The sequence below is a fragment of the Mesorhizobium sp. ES1-1 genome, from assembly GCF_020164785.1.
In the GTDB taxonomy this organism is placed as follows: Bacteria; Pseudomonadota; Alphaproteobacteria; order Rhizobiales; family Rhizobiaceae; genus Mesorhizobium.
In genome coordinates this window covers 47,241-63,751 of record NZ_JAIUGX010000019.1, presented here as the reverse complement: position 1 = coordinate 63,751, position 16,511 = coordinate 47,241, and the positions used below count along the sequence as shown (strand labels likewise).

General features: G+C 63.0%; 18 protein-coding genes. 1 reads left to right on the top strand and 17 read right to left on the bottom strand.

Annotation, left to right across the window (positions count from 1 at the left end; genetic code table 11):
• Window positions 1-155: 155 nt before the first annotated feature.
• The 7 genes from LB513_RS24750 to LB513_RS24720 all read right to left on the bottom strand — a co-directional run bounded on the left by LB513_RS24750 (window position 156) and on the right by LB513_RS24720 (window position 4,904).
• Window positions 156-458 (bottom strand): hypothetical protein, encoded by a 303-nt coding sequence (locus tag LB513_RS24750; RefSeq protein WP_224666116.1) that lies wholly within the window; start codon window positions 456-458, stop codon window positions 156-158.
• 88 nt (window positions 459-546) lie between these two features.
• Entirely contained in the window at window positions 547-1,086 is a 540-nt protein-coding gene (locus LB513_RS24745) for a MerR family transcriptional regulator (protein WP_224666115.1), read from the bottom strand.
• Between the two features lie 130 nt (window positions 1,087-1,216).
• A complete protein-coding gene (locus LB513_RS24740; protein WP_224666114.1) occupies window positions 1,217-1,540 on the bottom strand; it encodes an integration host factor subunit alpha in 324 nt (107 codons plus the stop codon).
• Between the two features lie 101 nt (window positions 1,541-1,641).
• Window positions 1,642-2,613 carry a beta-ketoacyl-ACP synthase III gene (locus LB513_RS24735; RefSeq protein WP_224666113.1) on the bottom strand — a complete coding sequence of 324 codons (972 nt, stop codon included), beginning with the start codon at window positions 2,611-2,613 and terminating at the stop codon, window positions 1,642-1,644.
• 9 nt (window positions 2,614-2,622) lie between these two features.
• Window positions 2,623-3,693 carry a phosphate acyltransferase PlsX gene (gene plsX / locus LB513_RS24730; protein ID WP_224666112.1) on the bottom strand — a complete coding sequence of 357 codons (1,071 nt, stop codon included), beginning with the start codon at window positions 3,691-3,693 and terminating at the stop codon, window positions 2,623-2,625.
• 120 nt (window positions 3,694-3,813) lie between these two features.
• A complete protein-coding gene (locus tag LB513_RS24725) occupies window positions 3,814-4,362 on the bottom strand; it encodes a YceD family protein (RefSeq protein WP_224666111.1) in 549 nt (182 codons plus the stop codon).
• Window positions 4,359-4,904 (bottom strand): ubiquinol-cytochrome C chaperone family protein, encoded by a 546-nt coding sequence (locus tag LB513_RS24720; protein WP_224666110.1) that lies wholly within the window; start codon window positions 4,902-4,904, stop codon window positions 4,359-4,361. Before LB513_RS24720 ends, LB513_RS24725 begins: the two co-directional genes overlap by 4 nt.
• 117 nt (window positions 4,905-5,021) lie before the next feature.
• Between LB513_RS24720 and LB513_RS24715 the strand changes: the two genes are divergently transcribed.
• Entirely contained in the window at window positions 5,022-5,534 is a 513-nt protein-coding gene (locus tag LB513_RS24715; RefSeq protein WP_224666109.1) for an outer membrane protein assembly factor BamE, read from the top strand.
• 184 nt (window positions 5,535-5,718) lie between these two features.
• Here the strand turns inward: LB513_RS24715 and LB513_RS24710 are convergent, their stop codons facing one another.
• From LB513_RS24710 to ribD, 10 genes are all read right to left on the bottom strand, one after another.
• A complete protein-coding gene (locus LB513_RS24710; RefSeq protein WP_224666108.1) occupies window positions 5,719-7,875 on the bottom strand; it encodes a sodium-translocating pyrophosphatase in 2,157 nt (718 codons plus the stop codon).
• Between the two features lie 295 nt (window positions 7,876-8,170).
• Window positions 8,171-8,926: an ABC transporter permease gene (locus tag LB513_RS24705; protein ID WP_224666107.1), complete on the bottom strand. Its 756-nt coding sequence runs from the start codon at window positions 8,924-8,926 to the stop codon at window positions 8,171-8,173.
• Entirely contained in the window at window positions 8,923-9,861 is a 939-nt protein-coding gene (locus LB513_RS24700) for an ABC transporter ATP-binding protein (RefSeq protein ID WP_224666106.1), read from the bottom strand. The genes LB513_RS24705 and LB513_RS24700 overlap by 4 nt, the downstream gene beginning before the upstream one ends.
• A complete protein-coding gene (locus tag LB513_RS24695; protein WP_224666105.1) occupies window positions 9,858-11,021 on the bottom strand; it encodes an ABC transporter permease in 1,164 nt (387 codons plus the stop codon). The genes LB513_RS24700 and LB513_RS24695 overlap by 4 nt, the downstream gene beginning before the upstream one ends.
• A 207-nt stretch (window positions 11,022-11,228) precedes the next feature.
• Window positions 11,229-12,140, bottom strand: coding sequence for an ABC transporter substrate-binding protein (locus LB513_RS24690; RefSeq protein WP_224666104.1), 912 nt, complete (start codon window positions 12,138-12,140; stop codon window positions 11,229-11,231).
• 173 nt (window positions 12,141-12,313) lie between these two features.
• Complete coding sequence (locus LB513_RS24685) at window positions 12,314-13,528, bottom strand: MFS transporter (protein ID WP_224666103.1); 1,215 nt, start codon at window positions 13,526-13,528, stop codon at window positions 12,314-12,316.
• The gene (gene nusB / locus LB513_RS24680; RefSeq protein ID WP_224666102.1) at window positions 13,525-14,025 is read right to left on the bottom strand and encodes a transcription antitermination factor NusB; all 501 of its coding nucleotides are present in this window, start codon (window positions 14,023-14,025) and stop codon (window positions 13,525-13,527) included. The genes LB513_RS24685 and nusB overlap by 4 nt, the downstream gene beginning before the upstream one ends.
• Window positions 14,022-14,516 (bottom strand): 6,7-dimethyl-8-ribityllumazine synthase, encoded by a 495-nt coding sequence (gene ribH / locus LB513_RS24675; protein WP_224666101.1) that lies wholly within the window; start codon window positions 14,514-14,516, stop codon window positions 14,022-14,024. Before ribH ends, nusB begins: the two co-directional genes overlap by 4 nt.
• A 241-nt stretch (window positions 14,517-14,757) precedes the next feature.
• Window positions 14,758-15,375, bottom strand: coding sequence for a riboflavin synthase (locus tag LB513_RS24670; protein ID WP_224666100.1), 618 nt, complete (start codon window positions 15,373-15,375; stop codon window positions 14,758-14,760).
• An 11-nt stretch (window positions 15,376-15,386) separates the two neighbouring features.
• The gene (ribD, locus tag LB513_RS24665) at window positions 15,387-16,511 is read right to left on the bottom strand and encodes a bifunctional diaminohydroxyphosphoribosylaminopyrimidine deaminase/5-amino-6-(5-phosphoribosylamino)uracil reductase RibD (protein ID WP_224666099.1); all 1,125 of its coding nucleotides are present in this window, start codon (window positions 16,509-16,511) and stop codon (window positions 15,387-15,389) included.

Here is a 16,511-nt window from a genome sequence, read left to right as displayed (position 1 = left end):
AATCCAGCCAGCATCTTGAATCACAAACAAGCCTCGATGGGAATCCTACGATTCTCCCAAAACAGGAAACGCTCTAGTGGTGGCTCGTTAGGATGAACGGCCACAACTAATCCGCTTGCCGCCAATCTGACGACGTCAGGGACGATTCGGCAATCTCAGCGACGGCTGAACAGCAGGCTGGCCGCAAGGCCGAGAACGACAAGGCCTACCGCAGCGGCTGCCGCCGGATGGTCGCGGGCCGATTTCTCGATCACCCGGCCCTGCTTGCGGATGGCGGGCATCGCGTCGCGCAGTCGTTCTGCGATGTCGGAATAGGTATCGAGCGTGGCATCGCGACCCTCCTGGTAATAGGCACCGCCGCGTTTGGCCAAGGCCTTCTTCAGGCCCGCCAGTTCCCTGGTCAGAGTCTCGACCTGCTTATCCAGATCGATGTCGGAGAGGGTGGAGAATGATGCCATGATCGCTTGTCCTTCATTTGCAGAAGGCAACTTAACGCCTCACCCCGAGAGGAGTTCCGGTTTCGATGCGTTAAACCGATCGCAGGGGTCAGCGGACCTGATCGAGCAAGCGCTTGCATTCCAGCAGGTCGAACAGTGCCTCCTGCAGCAGCGCGCGGTTGTCGCGCGAGAGCTTCGACGCGTCCGGCGAAACCGGGCCTTCGTCGTCGCTCTTTCCCAAGCCGAAAAAGCGCCGACTGGGTTTGACCCTCGGTTGGCCGACCAGTTCATCATCCATGCCGCGCGGCTGGGCCGCTTGTGTCAGTGGCACCGCATCGGCCTGCCGGCGCTGGGAGATGGCCTCGACGGCGGCCATGTCGCCATTGCCGATGGCGACCAGGAACTGATTGCCGTTTTCGCGCAACAGCTTCTGCACGCCCTTGATGGTATAGCCTTGGTCATAGAGCATGTGCCGGATGCCCTTGATCAATTCGACATCCTGCGGCCGGTAGTAACGACGTCCGCCGCCGCGCTTCATCGGCTTGATCTGGTTGAAACGTGTCTCCCAGAAACGCAGCACATGCTGCGGCAGGTCGAGATCCTCCGCGACCTCGCTGATGGTACGGAAGGCGTCCGGACTTTTGTCCATGGGCGAATCCTCACGCTGGACGATGATCGGGCCAGTCTGGCCGAATCGCGGCTATTTCAGCGGTTTATGAAGCAATATTCAAGCCCGGCGTGATGAGGGAGCCGCTTATCAACCGTGCAGTTGATCGGCGCTACTTGGCGGCCTTCGCCTTGCCGCTTTGATGAGATCGCAAGATGCGGCTTTTCAAAACGTTCGACGATTTGAAGGTCATCACCCGACGCGGCAGGATCGGGACTTCCTCGCCGGTCTTGGGATTGCGGCCGATGCGCTCGTTCTTGGAACGGACATGGAATGTCGCAAAGGAGGACAGCTTTACCGTCTCGCCGCGGACGATCGCCTCGCAGATTTCGTCCAGCACAGCCTCGACGAGTTCGGCCGATTCAGTGCGCGACAGGCCGACCTTTCGATACACCGCCTCTGCAAGGTCGGCGCGCGTAAGTGTCTTTCCCCCCATGCGACCGTCCCATCAGTTCAAGCATACAATCGGCACAACAACGGCAGAGCCTAAGTAATTGATCCGTCAAGGTCAAGGACCGAAGACCGACGGTTGCGCACTTACCAACGAACCAGGACGGCACCCCAGGTGAAGCCGCCGCCCATCGCTTCCAGGAGCACGAGATCGCCCTTCTTGATGCGGCCGTCGGTGATCGCCACCGACAGCGCCAGCGGCACGGAAGCGGCCGAGGTGTTACCGTGCATATCTACCGTAACCACGACCTTTTGTTCAGCTATCCCGAGCTTCTTTGCGGAAGCGTCGATAATGCGCTTATTGGCTTGATGCGGTACGAACCAGTCGAGATCATCAGCTGAAATACCGGCCTGCGTGAACGTCGCCTCGATAACGTCCGTAATCATGCCAACCGCATGCTTGAACACTTCGCGGCCCTCCATCCTGAGATGGCCGACAGTGCCTGTCGTCGACGGACCGCCATCGACAAAAAGCTTGTCCTTGTGGGCTCCGTCAGAGCGCAGGCTGGCGGCCAGCACACCACGGTCAGCGATCGCGCCCGTCCCCTCGCCCGCCTCGAGGACGATCGCTCCGGCGCCGTCGCCGAACAGCACGCAGGTCGAGCGGTCGTTCCAGTCGAGGATGCGAGAAAAGGTCTCCGACCCGATCACCAGCACGCGCCTGGCCAGGCCACCGCGGATATAAAGATCGGCCGTCGTCACCGCGTACACGAAGCCCGAGCATACCGCCTGCAGGTCGAAGGCAAAGCCGTGATGCATGCCGAGCCGGTTCTGTATCTCGACCGCGGTGGCGGGAAAAGTGTTGTTGGGCGTGGAGGTCGCCAACACGATCAGATCGATGTCGGAGGGGGTCAGACCGGCATCGTCGAGCGCGGCACGTGCCGCCGCCTCACCCAGCGAAGCCGTGGTTTCGTCATCGCCGGCGATATGGCGCTGGCGGATGCCGGTGCGTTGCGCGATCCACTCGTCCGAGGTTTCGACCATGCCCTCGAAGTCGGCATTCTTCATGATTCGGCGGGGCAGCGCGGCGCCAGTGCCGCGCACGACTGATCTGATCAAAGTTCTTTCCTATTCCTTTGCGTCGGTATCGACGTCGGATTTTCTGGATGTCATTGCATGCGGGTTGCGCGCATGAAACAGATCTAGATCAGCCTCGATGCGGTCGAGCAGATTGTTGCGAACCATGTCGTAGCCAAGTTCGATGGCGGCGGCGAAACCGTCCGAATCGGCGCCGCCATGGCTCTTCACCACGATACCGTTCAATCCCAGGAAAACGCCGCCATTTGAGCGGCCGACATCCATCTTCTCGCGGAGCCGGTCGAAGGCGCCCTTGGCGAAGACATAGCCGATCTTGGCCATCAGGGTGCGGCTCATCGCGGCGCGCAGATAACCTGCAATCTGCCGCGCAGTGCCTTCCGCTGTTTTGAGCGCGATGTTGCCGGCGAAGCCTTCGGTGACCACCACGTCGACGGTACCCTTGCCGATATCGTCGCCCTCGACGAAACCGTGATAATTCATCGAGGACATGTTGGCTTCGCGCAGCATGCGGCCTGCCTCCTTGACCTCCTCCTGGCCCTTGATCTCCTCGACCCCGACATTGAGCAGGCCAACGGTTGGGCGGGCAATGCCGAAGACTGAGCGCGCCATGCCGGTGCCGAGAATGGCAAAGTCGATCAGCTGATGCGCATCCGCGCCGATGGTAGCGCCGACATCCAGAACCACGCTCTCGCCGCGCAATGTCGGCCACAGCGCCGCGATCGCGGGGCGATCGATGGTCGCCATGGTGCGCAGGCAGAATTTCGACATCGCCATGAGCGCGCCGGTGTTGCCGGCCGAGATGCAGGCATCCGCCGTGCCTGCCTTGACCGCTTCGACCGCCTTCCACATGGATGACTTCCAGCGGCCATGGCGCAGCGCCTGGCTGGGCTTGTCGTCCATCCTCACCGCGACTTCGCAGTGGTGGAACTCACTCACCTCAGCCAGTTTGGGAAACTTGGCGAGTTCGGGACGCACCAGTTCCTCGCGCCCATAGATGACGAAGCGGATATCGGGACGCCGGGTGGCCACAGTCATGAGTGCCGGGACGACCACGCTTGGTCCGTGATCGCCGCCCATGGCATCGATGGAAATCCTGATCACGCGGTCTTCATCTCACGGTTTGCACGGCCGGTCGCGGCCAGCGTGGCTGTCGCGAGGGTTCGGCGAAAATAGCGGTTTTGGCCAGCCACACAACCGGCTTTTCCGCCATGGACTAGCTTTTCAGGATTTTCCGAGCAGCGATCGCAGCTTTTGCTGGAATTCGTTCTCGGCCGGCCCGGTATCGTCCCCCACGTCCAGCGACACGCCTTGCTTGCGCGGATAGAGGTCGATGGCCAGCCCGAAAAACTGTTCGGCAAGTGCGCCGACATCGATCGTATCGCCCGAAAATGTCTCTGGGCTGTCAGGGCCTTCGGCGTCGATCAAAATCTCGCCGCCGCTGTCGAAGCCGTGCCGCGCGAGCTTGGAATCCTCCGGCAGCAACAGCGCATCGACCGCCTCGTCGATATGGGATTCGACAGGATCGAGCGTCACGATGCAGGCTTGTGTAATATCCGCTTCTACACGACCGCTGACCTTCACGCCGTTTCGCTTCCACGACGTGACCAGAAGCTCGGCCCGATAGGCCTTGACCGAAAGCAGCCCGTGCTCGGCGGCAAGAGCTTCGCGCTGCGTGGCGTCGGCCTCAATCAAGACCGGCAAGCCCTTATTCGGCAAGCGGGAGATGTTGACGCGAAATGATACCGGGCTTTGCGGATCAACGGTCTTCATCGATCACCTCCACTGGCGGCAGGAAACGTCACGGTGCCGGAAACGATCGATTCGGATGGCTGCGCGGCAAGCCAATCGCGGGCATCGATCACGTAATGGGCCAGCAACGACGCCTCCGGCCAGACCGCGTCAGGGCTAACATTACGAGACAGCGCCGCAACAAGTCCGTCGCGGTCGTTTCTTTCGAGCGCATCGTCATAGGCGGCGGTACGGCCATAGAACATTTTGGCCAGCTTCTTCATCCGCTTCGGTACACCCACGTCGCCAATCCCCAGCTCACGCAAGGAATGATCGACATCCAGGAAGAACTCGTCGATCAGCACCTGCGCGATGTCTCGCGCCGCGCCCTCTTCGCCGCGCAGGCGATGCTGGAACAGAAACATATGCAACGACACCATCTCGAAACGGCCGAGCGGCGTATCCGGCACATTCCAGTCGGAATAAAAAACGGTCTGCCGCGCCGCTGCCACGATTTGTGCGTACAGCGCCTCGGTGATGGCGCGGTTGGCTTGGCGTTCGCGGCCAAAAAGGCGCTGGAACATTGGGGGATAGTCTCCCGGGGACCGTTTGTTTAAGTGGCCTTGTTGCATCGGCAAGCAAGCTGGTTTACCGGTTTTGCGGCCCAGCGCAAGTTGCGGCGATATAATGGAGAATTGTTGTTGCGCGCGCTGAATTTCAAGTCGACGTCTTCATTGCGGCCTGCTGGCGCGATCTCGCTGCTGGTTATCGTATCGGCGCTGTCCGCCTGTCATAGTAACAAGATGTTCGGCGATCTCACCCCAAGTGAAACGCTGACGCAGGGCTACGTCATCGACCAGCAGGCAATCGACATGGTGCCGGTCGGATCGAGCCGCGAGCAGGTGCTGCTGGCGCTTGGCACCCCCTCGACCACGGCCACTTTCGACAATGAGGCCTTCTATTACATCTCGCAGACCCGCAAGCGCTACGTCGCCTTCGACAAGCCGCGGCTTGTTAACCAGCACGTGCTGGCTGTGTATTTCGGCGCCGACGGCCGCGTCACCCAGATCGCCAATTATGGCTTGAAGGACGGCAAGGTGTTCGATTTCATCTCGCGCACCACGCCGACCGGCGGCAAGGATCAGAACTTCCTCAGCCAGATCATCAACGGCGCCAGCAAGCTGGCCCCCGGCATTCCGGGCGGAGGCGCCTAACTCCTTTCGGCTCGCCCGCGCGAGCCGCACGACCTCAGGCGACCGGAAACCCGTGGGAGCGATCCTGCGGGTTTCTGTTTTTCCCCTGATTGTCCCCTGCCCGATCCGTCCCAATCAGTGCCATGGCTCAATGAAAAACCCGCCGGATCGCTCCGGCGGGTTTGCCTTCGTAACGGGCCTGTCTTTAGCCGTGCGCGAGCACGGCCAGCAGCAGGAGCGCGACGATATTGGTGATCTTGATTGCCGGGTTGACGGCGGGACCAGCGGTGTCCTTGTAGGGATCGCCGACCGTGTCACCGGTGACAGATGCCTTGTGCGCGTCCGAGCCCTTGAGGTGCTTGACGCCATCCTTGTCGACGAAACCGTCTTCGAAGGACTTCTTGGCATTGTCCCAGGCGCCGCCGCCAGAAGTCATCGAGATGGCAACGAACAGGCCGTTGACGATGACACCAAGCAGCGAGGCGCCCAGCGCGGCGAAGGCGGACGCCTTGGACCCAGAGATCAGCAGCACGCCGAAATAGACGACGAGCGGCGCCAGGACCGGCAGCAGCGACGGGATGATCATTTCCCGGATCGCCGCCTTGGTCAGCAGATCGACCGCACGCGCGTAATTCGGCTTCGAGGTGCCGGCCATGATGCCCGGATCCTCGCGGAACTGCTTGCGCACTTCCTCGACGATGGCGCCCGCCGCGCGGCCGACGGCCGTCATGGCGATGCCGCCGAACAGATAGGGTATCAAGCCGCCGAAGATCAGCCCGGAGACCACATAGGGGTTGGAGAGGTCGAAGGAGATTTCTCCCATGCCCTTGAAGTAGGGGAACAGCGTCGAGCCGGCTTCATTGGCCTTTTCGGCGAAGAACTTCAGGTCGTTCGAATATGCCGCGAACAGCACCAGCGCGCCAAGGCCGGCCGAACCGATGGCGTAGCCCTTGGTCACCGCCTTGGTGGTGTTGCCGACCGCGTCGAGCGCGTCGGTGGACTGACGCACTTCCTTGGGCAGACCCGCCATTTCGGCAATGCCGCCGGCATTGTCGGTGACCGGCCCGAAGGCGTCGAGCGCGACGATCATGCCGGCAAGGCCGAGCATCGTCGTCACAGCGATGGCCGTACCGTAAAGGCCGGCAAGCTGGTAGGTCGAGATGATGCCGCCGACAATGACGATGGCCGGCAGCGCCGTCGATTCCAGCGAGACCGCGAGGCCCTGGATGACGTTGGTACCGTGACCGGTGACCGATGCCTGGGCGATCGAGTTGACCGGGCGCTTGTTGGTGCCGGTGTAGTATTCGGTGATCACGACGATCAGGCCAGTCACCACGAGGCCAACCAGGCCGCAGATGAACAGGTTCTTGCCGGTGACGACCATGCCGGCAACGGTGCCGACCTCGCCCCAGCCGAGCGTTAGCGATGTGGCGACACCGAGGCCGACTATGGAAAGCAGGCCGGTGACGATCAGACCCTTGTAGAGAGCGCCCATGATCGAGCCGTTCGAGCCGAGCTTGACGAAGAAGGTGCCGACGATGGAGGTGAGGATGCAGGCGCCGCAGATCGCCAGCGGATAGAGCATCACGGCGCCGAGCACCGCGGTGCCGCCAAAGAAGATGGAGCCGAGCACCATGGTGGCAACGACGGTCACCGCATATGTCTCGAACAGGTCGGCGGCCATGCCGGCACAGTCACCGACGTTGTCGCCGACGTTGTCGGCGATGGTGGCCGGGTTGCGGGGGTCATCCTCGGGGATGCCGGCTTCGACCTTGCCGACCAGGTCGCCGCCGACATCGGCACCCTTGGTGAAGATGCCGCCGCCGAGACGGGCGAAGATCGAGATCAGCGAAGCGCCGAAACCAAGCGAAACCAACGCGTCGATAACGGGGCGGGAGTTGGGCTCAAGACCCATGAAGTTGGTTAGGATCAGGTAGTAGATCGAGACGCCAAGCAGAGCCAACCCCGCCACGAGCATGCCGGTGATCGCGCCCGATTTGAAAGCGATGTCGAGACCGGCCGCCAGGCTGTTGGAGGCGGCCTGCGCCGTACGCACATTGGCGCGCACCGAAACATGCATGCCGATGAAGCCGGCGGCGCCAGACAGGACTGCGCCGATCAGGAAGCCGACCGCGGCGGTGACGGAAAGGAGCCACCAGGCGAGGATGAGGACGACCACACCGACAATGGCGATGGTGGTGTACTGACGCGACAGATAAGCCTGCGCACCCTCTCGGATGGCTGCGGAAATTTCCTGCATGCGTGCATTGCCCTGGTCGGCCGCGAGGACCGAACGTGTCGCCCAGATGGCGTATAGGACAGAAAGCAGACCGCAGGCGATGACGGCCGAAATTATGGTCATTGCCGAATTTTCCTCGATTGCTGGCCCAAAAGAACCCCTCCCTGGGCCGTTGAGACAAAGACCGGATTCCGCGCGCGGAATCCGCCTCTTCGCTTCGGTGTATGCGAAACAGGGCCGCGAACGTCAAGATATTGTTCGGTTTTTGCCCTGCTTTCGCCCAAAAGACATTGGGCGTCCTGCACTGCCTCGGCATAGTTGCGATCAGATCGATTGAAATGACGGCGATTGCCGCTCTCAGCGCCGGCTCGCCCGCCCGCGGACGGAGAGGCGGGCGCCAACCTGCCAGCTTGGAAAACTAGCCGCCGTCGGCCTCCCTGCCCATGCGGCGCGCCGTGTAGTGCTCGATGGCCGACAGACCGTCATAGATTAGCACGGCCAATGCGGCGACGATCAGGCCGCCCTGCAGAATGAAAGCGAGGTTGTTCGACAGGAGGCCGGCGATGATCACCTCCCCCAGCGTCCTGGCGGCCACCGTAGAGCCGATGGTGGCCGTGGCAAGGCCGATGACGACCGACAGGCGGATGCCGCCCAGGATGATCGGCGCGCTGAGCGGCAATTCGACCTTGATCAGCCTTTGCCAGCCAGTCATGCCCGCGCCCCGCGCCGCCTCGACGATGTTGGCCGGCAGCGTCGTCAGTCCGGTCAGCGCATTCTCGAAAATCGGCAGCAAACCGTAGAGAAACAAGGCGATCAGGGTCGGCTTCTCGCCAAACCCCACGGCCGGCACTGCAAGCGCCAGCACTGCCACGGGGGGAAAGGTCTGGCCAATATTCACCAGGCTGCGCGACAGCGGCAGGAACTCGGCGCCGACAGGCCTGGTGACCAGAATGGCAAGCGCCAGCGCGACGATGGTCGCGGCCACCGTGGCGATCAGAACGGTGCGCAAATGCAGCAATGTCAGCGTGAGCAGGCTGCCCTGATTGTAGATCACCGGGGCGTTGTTTTCCGTGAGCGGCTTCAGCAGCGGCTCGAACCAGTTGGGATTGGTGAGGAACGCAACCAGCAGCGCGATCAGGACCAGCCGCGGCAGCACGCCTGCCCAGGTTTTCATGCCGGCCTCGCGGCGCGTTTCACCAGCCCGTCAATCGTGACGCGGCCGATCGGCTCGCCATCGGCGCCGCTTATCGGCAATGCCGGACGACCTGACCACAACAACTCGGCCAGCGCGTCCCGCTGGCTGGCTTCTCCTGATATCGCCTCCCCTTCGGCGACGCCGGGCTCAACCGCATCGCGGACGCGGCCGAGCGACAAAAGCCTGAACGGTCGTTCGCTGGCGCCGACCAGTGTCTCGACGAAGGCGTTCGCGGGGTTCGCCAGGATCTCGGCGGGCCTGGCGTATTGGACGAGCTTGCCGGCGTCCATCACCGCGATCTTGTCGCCCATATGCACTGCCTCCTCCATGTCATGGGTGACCAGGATGATGGTGGTGCCGAAGCGCTTCTGGATCGCCAGCAGATCTTCCTGCGCCTTGGTGCGGATGATCGGGTCGAGCGCGCCGAACGGTTCGTCCATCAGCAGCACGTTGGGCTCGGCGGCAAGCGCGCGGGCAACCCCGACGCGCTGCTGCTGGCCGCCGGACAATTCGTGCGGGTAGCGCGGCCCGAAGGCTTCAGGATCAAGCTGGTAGAGCGTCATCAATTCATCGACGCGCGCCTTGGTGCGCGCCTTGTCCCAGCCGAGCAGGACAGGCACCGTGGCGATGTTCTGCGCCACCGTGCGATGCGGGAACAGTCCGTGCCCCTGGATGGCGTAGCCTATGCTGCGGCGCAGCTCGTAGGCCGGCAGCGACCGATTGTCGGCGCCGTCGAGCTTGATGATGCCCGAGCTCGGCTCGACCAGCCGGTTTATCATGCGGAGCAGCGTCGTCTTGCCGGAGCCGGACGTGCCGACAATGACGCAGATCGTGCGCGGCTCGATCACCAACGACACATCGTCGACCACCGCTGTTTGATCGTAACGCTTGGTAATCCCCTCGATCTCGATCATGCCGTTTGAACCCTACGCTTGGTGGCGGTCATCTCGATCACCGCATCCAGGATGATCGCGGCGGCGAAGGCGAGGGCCACGGTCGGCACCGCGCCGAGCAGCACGAGATCCATCGCCGTCTGGCCGACGCCCTGGAAGACGAAGACACCGAAGCCGCCGCCGCCGATCAACGCGGCGATGGTCGCGAGGCCGATGTTCTGTACCAGCACAATGCGGATGCCGGTGAGGATTACCGGAAAGGCCAACGGAAACTCGACGCCGAACAGGCGCTGCCTGTCGGTCATGCCCATGCCGCGCGCCGCGTCGTTGGCGGCGCGCGGAACACCGGCGAGACCGACCACCGTGTTGGCCACCACCGGCAGCAGCGAGTAGAGAAACAAGGCGACGAAAGCCGGCGCGGTGCCGATGCCTCGAATGCCCAGCGCGGCTGCCCCCGGCACATGGGACGCGATCCAGCCGAGTGGCGCGATCAACAGGCCGAACAGCGCGATCGAGGGAACGGTCTGGATGATGTTGAGCACGTTCAGCACGCTGGCACGCAGCCTCTCGACGCGATGGCAAAGGATGCCGAGCGGCAGGCCGATGATGGCCGCGGCGAGCAGCGAGCCGAGCGCCAGGGTTACATGCTTGGACCCTTCGGCCCAGAAGCTGTCGGCACGGTTGGCGTATTCCTTGAGGATGGACAGGTCGTTCCAGCTTCCCGAAACCAGCAACAGGCCAACCGCCACGGCTGCCACGACTAGCACGCCAACCCGCGCCAATGGCGACAGGTCGAGGCGTGTCAGCACATCCGCCAGCAGGAGCGTGAAGGCGAAGATGAGAATCCAGAAGCCGGAGGCCGGCGAGATGCGTGCGAAGGTGTTGCCGGCCGGCGTCAGGAATGTGCCGGCGACGCCGATCATCAGGGCAAGGCTTGCCAGGGCCACGACGCCGGCGGCGAGGCGAAGCAGCAACGGTGTCTTGAAGAGCGCGATGATCGTTGCCCCGACGATGATCGCCAGCAGCAACGGGCCCAGAGCCGCGGGCAAAGCTTCGAGAATCGAGCGCGCCGATCCCGGAACGATGCGGTTGGCGCGGAAAGTCGCAAACGGAGCCAAGAGCACGGCATAGGCCGTGATGATGGCTATGACCACGCCGAGCTTGTCGAAGCGCAGGGTCATGAGGAGCGTTTGCGCGAGGCGCCCCCCTCTGTCCTGCCGGACATCTCCCCCACAAGGGGGAAGATCGGACATTGCGAGGGCCTTCGCCAATCTCCAGCGTTTATTAAAGGAGCGACGCGCATGAACTGCGAATCTCCCCCCTTGTGGGGGAGATGTCCGGCAGGACAGAGGGGGGCGCCTCGCACCGGCGTCACTTTTTGAAGGTGGTTACTTCAAGAACCCGTTCTTCTTCAGGAAGTCTTCAGCAACGCCCTTGACCGGCTCGCCGCCGACCTGAACGCGGCCGTTCAGTTCCTGCAGCGTGACAAGGTCGAGCTTGGCGAAGACCGGCTTCAGCAGCGTCTCGATCTCAGGATGTTGCTTGAGCACGGTTTCGCGGATGACCGGCGCCGGCTGATAGACCGGCTGCACGCCCTTGTCGTCATCGAGCACGACCAGGCCGGAAGGCGCGATCCCGCCGTCGGTGCCGTAGACCATGGCGGCGTTGGCGCCGCTGGTCTGATTGGCAGCCGCCGCAATGGTCGCCGCCGTGTCGCCGCCAGAGAGCGTGATCAGCTGTTCCGGCTTCAACTTGAATCCATAGGTGGTCTGGAAGGCCGGCAATGCCGCGGCCGAATTGACAAACTCGGCCGAAGCCGCCAGCACCACCTGGCCGCCGCCAGAGACGTACTTGCCGAAATCGCTCAGCGTGACGAGCTTGTTGGTGTCGGCAACTTCCTTGCGCAGTGCGATCGCCCAGGTGTTGTTGGCCGGCGACGGCGATAGCCAGACGATCTTGTTGGCGTCATAGTCCAGCTTCTTGGCTGCCTCATAGGCCTTGGTCGCATCCTTCCACACGGGATCGTCGGCCTTTTCGAAGAAGAAGGCGGCGTTGCCGGTGTATTCGGGATAGATGTCGATCTCACCAGCGGTGATCGCCTTGCGCACCACCGGCGTGCCGCCGAGCTGAATTCGATCGGTGGTCTTGATGTTGTTGGCGTTGAGAACCAGCTGGATGATGTTGCCCAGCACGCCGCCTTCGGTGTCGATCTTGGAGGAGACAACCACCTGTGCACTGGCGGAAACCGCCGTGATGCCGAGCGCCAATGCGGCGCCGGCCAGAACCTTGACTGAAAACATTTTGAAAACCCCTTGCTTTGAACCGAAATGCGGTGGCCGCATATGAGCACGGCTTCAACGGCCAGTCGGGGCACACGGTTTCATAAGAATGGGGACCAGCGCAATAATTTTGTTCTGAGGCGTCGATTTCGCCCCAAACTGTCCTGACACCGTGATGCCAGTTCGACCGGGTTTCAGACGTCGGCCTTGCGCGCGGACGTCAGTTTCAGCGCGCCAAGGGCCACGAAACACAAGGCGACGACCGGGAAGATGAGCCAATTGAGCATCTCCCAGCCCCAGGCATTGTAGACCATGCCCGACATGAGGGAGGCGAAGGCTACTGACCCGAACAGGACAAAGTCATGGAAGCCCTGCACCTTGCCTTTTTCCGATGGCCGGTAGCTGGCGGCGACCATGGCGGTCGCACCGATAAAGCCGAAATTCCAGCCAAGACCGAGCAGGATCAACGAGGTCCAGAATCGCCATAGCTCCAGGCCCGACAACGCGATGGCAGCACAGCCCATGAGCAGGACCATTCCGACCGCCACGATGCGTTCGGCGCCGAAGCGGTGGATAAGCGAACCGGTGAAAAAGCTGGGCGCGAACATGGCCATGACGTGCCAGGAGATGCCTAGCGTTGCGTCGTCCTCCGACAGCCCGCATCCAACCATGGCGAGAGGGGCTCCGGTCATGACGAAGCTCATCAGCGCGTAAGTGCCCACGGCGCAGAACAGCGCGGCCACGAAACGCGGCCTGGTAATGATTTCAGCCAATGGTCTGGCATGATTGTCGGCGACTTCCATCTTGCGGCCGGCGGCCTTCGCCGGCAGACGCAGGAATGACAGGATAATGGCGCCAGTCAGGGCCAGCGGCAGGATGGAAACAAACGAGCCGGCGAACATTACCGGTGCGAACAATTCACGTGTGAAGATTACGATCTGCGGTCCCAGGATTGCGGTGACGATGCCGCCGGCCAGAACGAAAGAAATGGCGCGGGCCTTGAACTCGGGCGGCGCGTTGTCGGCGGCGGCGAAGCGGAACTGCTGGACGAAGGCACCGCCAACGCCGATGAGGAGCAAGCCGAAGGCAAACAGCCAGAAACTGCCTTGGAAAAGCGCTAATGTCGCAACCAGCCCGCCGGATGCGGTGACGACGGTTCCAGTCATGAAACCGCCACGCTGGCCCATGCGGCGGATGATGGCCGCCGCAGGCAGCGCACCGAGCGCCACGCCGACATTGAAACCTGTGACCGGCGCCGTCGCCAGCGATTTATCCGCGCCAAGCAGATAGTGTCCGGCGAGAGCCCCCATCGAGATGGCGATCGGCGCGGCCGAGCCGATGATCGCCTGCGACGCGGCGAGGATCAGCGCGGTTCGCCGCGACTCCCTAGCCGCTTCGGCGGCTGTCATAATGCGTCTTTGCCGCGCCCCTCGCCACGCACGCGGCGCGCCACGCGATCGAGTACGGCATTGACCAGTTTGGGCTCGTCTTCCTCGTAAAATGCCTTGGCGATGTCGACATATTCCGACACGATGACCGCCACCGGCACGTCCTCACGCTTCATCAGTTCGTAGACGCCGGCGCGCAGAATGGCCCGGAGCGTCGAATCAAGCCGCGAAAGCGGCCAGTCCTCCGTCAGCGCCTGGCGGATGATCGGGTCGACGGTCGTCTGGTTCTCGACCACCCCGGCGAGAATGGCGCGAAACCATTGCGCGTCGGCCTCCCGATAGAGGGCGCCGTCGACCTCCTTGCCGAGGCGAAAGGCTTCGTATTCGGCGGTGATCTCGAAGACGCCGCTGCCGGCGACATCCATCTGATAGAGTGCCTGGACGGCGGCCAGTCGGGCAGCGCCGCGCTTGTTGGCCTGGCGGATCGCCGGCTGGCCGGGCGCGGTGGGTTCGCTCACGATCGCGCTCCGAGTTGTTCCTTGAGGGCAATCATGGTCAGCGCGGCGCGCGCGGCAAAGCCGCCCTTATCGCCTTCGGAGCGCCTGGCCCGGATCCATGCCTGCGCGTCGTTCTCGGTGGTCAGGATGCCGTTTCCGATGCAGGCCGCCTCCTGCACCGAAAGGTCCATCAACGCGCGGCTGGACTCATTGGCGACGATGTCGAAATGATAGGTGTCGCCCCGGATGACGGTGCCGAGAGCTACGAAACCGTCGTAATGGGTGCCGCCTTCGGCCGCGCCATCCAGCGCAAAGGTGATCACCGCTGGAATCTCAAGCGAACCCGGAACAGTGACAACGTCATATGTCGCGCCTGCTTCATCAAGCGCGTTGGTCGCGCCGTCAAGCAAAGCGTCGGCGAGGTCGTCGTGGAAGCGCGCCTCGACGATCAGCAGATGGGCCTTCGCCTTCGGACGAATGAAGGCTTTGCCATGTTGGGAAGTACCAGCCATAAAAGTCTCCGGGGGGTTGCCGGTGACTTAGGCCGAAGCTGCGGAGTCCGCAAGCGTTGTCGGCGGGTCGGGTCCGATTTCGCGACGGCGGCTTTGCCTTGCAACCTTGACGGCTCATCGCCGTGCCAAGCGTCAAAGACACGGAACATGCCTTCGAAAGAACGATGAAGGTGTCCGGCTTAGCGCCGGCAAGTCAGAAAGCTGCCTTCGGGGCGGCCCCAGCATGCTGACCATTTGAGGCCTACAGACCTTCTTTGGCGGCCTCGACCAGCCGCGCGGCGTAGCGGGCCATTGTGTCAACCTCGAGATTGACGCGATCGCCGACCTTGCGCTCGCCCCAGGTGGTCACCGTCAGCGAATGGTGGATCAAGAGCACGTCGAAGCGGGTGCCTTCCACCTTGTTGACGGTGAGCGAGGTGCCGTCGAGCGCGATCGAGCCCTTCGGCGCAATGAACTTCGCCAGATCGCGTGGCGCCTCCAGCGTGAAGCGCACAGCGTCGCCTTCATCCTTGCGCTCGACGATCTTGGCGGTGCCGTCGACATGGCCCGAAACGATGTGGCCACCGAGTTCGTCGCCGATCTTCAAGGCCCGCTCGAGATTGATACGCGTGCCAGCCGTCCAGCTGTTGGCCGTCGTCAGCCTGAGTGCTTCTTCCCAGGCCTCGACCTCGAACCACCGTGCATTCGAACCACCTTCGGGCAAGGCCGTCACGGTCAAGCAGACTCCGCCGCAGGAGATCGAAGCGCCGATGGCTATGGTCTGGGGGTCATAGGCCGTGTCAATGCGCAGCCCCACCCCTTCCCTGAGCGGCTTGATGGCCGCGACAGCGCCGATGTCGGTGACAATTCCGGTAAACATCGCGATGATCCCTAAATGTCTCTCAGCCATTCGGCGTAGCTGTCCTCGCCGAAACGCATATCGCGCAATTTGTGAAAGCCCGGCGGGATATGGTTGGCATCGACTGGCGATGCAATGCCGTCGTCGCCGATCGCTTCTGGCCCCTGAAACAGAACGATCCGGTCGACCAGCCCATCTGCCAGGAAAGCGCTTGCGACCTTTGCCCCACCCTCGACCAGCACGCTTGCCATTCCGAGGGCCGCCAGATCCTCAAGAAGCTCCGGCAGCGCCACGCCGCCCTCGTGTGTTTCGGTGCCGATGAAGCGCGCTCCGGCGCGTTCCAGCGCGTTGCGCCGCTGCGGGTCGGCCTCGAGGCAAGCGGCGATATAGAGTGGAACGCGGTCCACGCCCGAAACCAGCTTGGACGTGACCGGCAATCTGAGCTGCCGGTCCAGCACGATGCGGGCCGGTGAACGATTTTCCAGTCCTGGCAAGCGCACCGTCAGCGCAGGATCGTCCTCCAGCGCGGTACCGATGCCGACCAGAATGCCGTCCGCCTCGGCCCGCATGAGATACACCTCGCGGCGCGCGATCTCGCCGGTGATCGACACCTGCCCCTGACCTTCCCGGCCGATCTTTCCGTCACTGGAAAGCGCAAGTTTGAGAATCACTTCGGGCCGCTTCTTCAATGATCGAATCAGATAGCCGGCCATCTGTTCGGTCGCTTCCGCGGCCAGCACCCTTTCGAGAACCTCGATCCCCGCTGCGCGCAAGATCGCATAGCCCCTGCCGGACACACGAGGGTCGGGATCGCTCGCAGCGCCGACAACGCGCGCGATGCCGGCGGTGACCAGCGCATTGGCGCAAGGCGGGGTGCGGCCGTGATGGGCGCAGGGCTCCAGGGTGACGTAGGCCGTGGCGCCGCGCGCCAGCGCACCGGCCTCGGCCAGGGCCTCCGTCTCGGCGTGCGGCCGGCCACCGACAGCGGTGACGCCCGTGCCGACGATCATCGGGCCGTTGCCGTCATCGCGAACGATCAGGGTGCCGACCGACGGGTTGGTTGCGGTGCGCCCCGCATTCTTCCGCGACAGCCTGAGCGCTGCCGCCATGAAGCGGCGATCGATGGCTGCCTGGCCGGTCTTGTCAGCCGCACTCAT